The 2865-nt window shown below is 22.0% G+C and carries 4 protein-coding genes; 1 reads left to right on the top strand and 3 read right to left on the bottom strand.

Translation table 11 applies throughout. The annotated features are described in order from the left end of the window. The first annotated feature begins 16 nt into the window (after positions 1-16). Positions 17-829, top strand: a complete 813-nt coding sequence (locus JG677_RS07685; protein WP_200286056.1) for a replication initiation protein — start codon at positions 17-19, stop codon at positions 827-829. A 42-nt stretch (positions 830-871) separates the two neighbouring features. On the opposite strand, the gene JG677_RS07680 is transcribed toward JG677_RS07685, so the two are convergent. The 3 genes from JG677_RS07680 to JG677_RS07670 all read right to left on the bottom strand — a co-directional run bounded on the left by JG677_RS07680 (position 872) and on the right by JG677_RS07670 (position 2483). Continuing rightward, positions 872-1483 (bottom strand): hypothetical protein, encoded by a 612-nt coding sequence (locus JG677_RS07680; RefSeq protein ID WP_200286054.1) that lies wholly within the window; start codon positions 1481-1483, stop codon positions 872-874. A 9-nt stretch (positions 1484-1492) separates the two neighbouring features. Next, a complete protein-coding gene (locus JG677_RS07675; protein ID WP_200286053.1) occupies positions 1493-2161 on the bottom strand; it encodes a ParA family protein in 669 nt (222 codons plus the stop codon). A gap of 178 nt (positions 2162-2339) precedes the next feature. Next, on the bottom strand, positions 2340-2483 hold the full coding sequence (locus JG677_RS07670) for a hypothetical protein (RefSeq protein WP_200286052.1): 144 nt from the start codon (positions 2481-2483) through the stop codon (positions 2340-2342). Between the last annotated feature and the right edge of the window lie 382 nt (positions 2484-2865).

The raw sequence follows: 2865 nt of genomic DNA, 5'->3' as shown, positions 1-2865 counted from the left end.
AGACAAAGGAAATATAATGAGAAAAGTTAAGGAAAAAAGAAGCGATGGTCTTATATATCATAATGATTTAAATTGTTTTACATTTAAGAATTTTAAAGCTGTAGATTATAACTTATTTTTTACTATTTGTTATTATGCAAGTCAAAATATAAAATCTACAAAGAATATAGTTCCTATTTCTCTTTCATTTGAACAACTTAGAGATTTTTTGCCTCAAGAAAAAAATAAAAAAAGATTTTATGAAAACGTAGTAGCTTTTGCCGTAAAACTAAATAATCTAAAAACTTCAAATTATTTTTTAGATAATGAAGGATATAGAATTTATTCGGTTTCATCGTTTTTTGATGAAATTACCGTAAATGAAAAGGAAGAAAATATTATTTTTAAAATTAAAGAAAAATGGTTAAGCTTAATTGTAAATGTTGTAAAAGAATACACAATAGTTGATTTAAGAACTTTTTGCAAAATTACAAATAAATATACAAAAAATCTTTATAGATATCTTTCTCAGTGGCAAAGCACAGGTGAATTTATAATTCCTTTTGAAAAATTTAATATTTTACTTGATATTCCACCAAGTTATGATATAGAAAAAATAGAAAAAAGAATTATTTTTCCTTCGATAAAACTTTTTAAAGACAATAATTATTTTAAAAATTTAGAATATATAAAAGAAAAAGATAAAACTAAACAAGGACGTGGTGGTCAGGTTACAACATTTACTTTTACATATGATATTCCAGAAGAAAGAAAAGAAAAAGCTCTTAATTTAAGTAAAAGATGGGGTAGAAAAAGAAAAAGTGAAAATATCAACCCCCCCCCCTATTAAAAGGGAGACAGTATTAGCTTTTAACTGATCTTGCTAACTTAATTAACCTTTGATTTTAAGAATTAAAAATTCTTTGAAATCAAGATTATAATCTTTAGCTTCTTTTATTAATTTCATTTGTTCTTCGAAACTAAATAGATCTTTAGTTTCTAAATAAAATAAAATTTTAGCGTGACCATAAGCTCTCATAGTAGAGTGGCTTAATGTAATATTTTCTTTTATTTTTTCTTTATCTTCACTATTAATCCAAGTTGTAATTGAATTTTTTTGATTTTTTTTATCATAGTCAAATTTTTCCATAGTTGTTTCTAGTCCAAACTTTTTTCTAATGGAAGATTTAGGACTAAGTCCTTCGCCTTCTTTTTGTATAAGATTATATATTTCTATAATATCTTTATCTTCAAAATAAGAGTTTTTCTCTAAAATAATTTTTCTTAGAAATTCACTACCACTTCCTACAAATTCTTTTTGAATTCTATTTTTTAATTCATCTCCTAAAAATATTTTATAAGGAAATTTATTCCTTTTGCTTTCTTCTTTTCTTTTTCTAGTTTTTTTATCTTCTTGTTTTAGATTTTCTCCACTTGCATTATCAGCAAATTCTTTTATATCTTGTATAGTATTTTCGTTTATATCAGCTTTTTTAAATTTCATTTTATCTCCTTATTTTATTTTTTTAATAAATTCACAAAGATTATTAATTTCTAAATAAGCTTTATCCTTTTTTTCATCTTCAGTTACCCCTAAACCCATTTGAGTAAAAATTTTATATTTTTCTCTTTGAAAAATAACAAAATCAAGCAATTTAATATAATCTTGTTCTACTGATTTAATATATTCTCTTAATTCATCTATTTTTTTACTTAAAAAAGGATTTGTAGAAGCTAGATTAATTAAAATAAATACTTGCAAATTTGGATTTTTAACCTTAGCCATTTTTACAACTTCTATAACTCTATCAAAAACACTTACATCATATTGACTTGGTATAACAGGTATAATAACAATATCGCTTAATGCTAAAGCAAATCGCATTTCTTTACTATCTCTACCGCCTGTATCTGAAAGAATATATTTATAATTTTCTTTATTATTTTGTTTTAAATTAAGAAGACAATCAAAATAAGCTTCTCCTTGTTTGATAATATAATCAAATTTTTTAAAATGTCCTTCTTGATTTCTAATTGAAACAAAAGTCCCTAAAGATTTTTGCGGATCTGCGTCTATAACTAAATTTTTTGACCCTTCTTGATATAAAGCTATAGCTAAATTTGCAAGAATTGTAGTTTTTCCACAACCGCCTTTTTCATTGCATACAGATAAAATTTTCATTTTTAGCCTTTTATATCTTTATTATTCTTACAATTATATTTAATTTATTATTAATTTATATTTAAATTATATATTTTTTATATTTTATTTATAGTTTATATATATCGTAAAAACGATATATATAAATGAAGGATTATTTATTTGAGATTATTTTTGTTTATATAGTAGTAAGCAGTATTTACTTTTTTTCTATCTCTTTCTTTTTGATTTTCTTTTTTTGTGCTTGCATTTTTTTGTCAATTATGTCTTCATAATGTTCTTTAGTATTCTTTAAACTATCCAATTCTTCTTGACTAAATAAATTTTGTTCCTGTTCTTTCATTATAGCTCCTTAAAAATTTTTAACAAAAAATTTATTTTTACTAATTTTGATAATTTTAAAACCTTTCTTTTTAAGAAAGTTTTCAAAAAAAATAATCTTTTGAATGGTTTCCATTTTTCTCCTTTGTCTTTGTTTTCGTATTATAATTATAGTATATTTATACTTAATTTATATTTAATTTATAGTCTTTTTATAGTTTTTGTTTATTAAAAAAAATGAGTAAAAATGGATTAAGAAATTTTTTCTTGTTCTGAAATAGCTTGTTTTGTAATAATAATTTTGTAAAGCAAAATTGAAAAGACAACATATAATATTATTGAAATTCCTTGTATATAATAATTAGATTTTATAAAAAAAGTTAAACCATTTGGAAGATTAAAAT

This window comes from Campylobacter sp. TTU-622 (assembly GCF_016598965.1).
Classification (GTDB): domain Bacteria; phylum Campylobacterota; class Campylobacteria; order Campylobacterales; family Campylobacteraceae; genus Campylobacter_D.
This window is presented reverse-complemented; position numbering and strand designations above follow the sequence as displayed.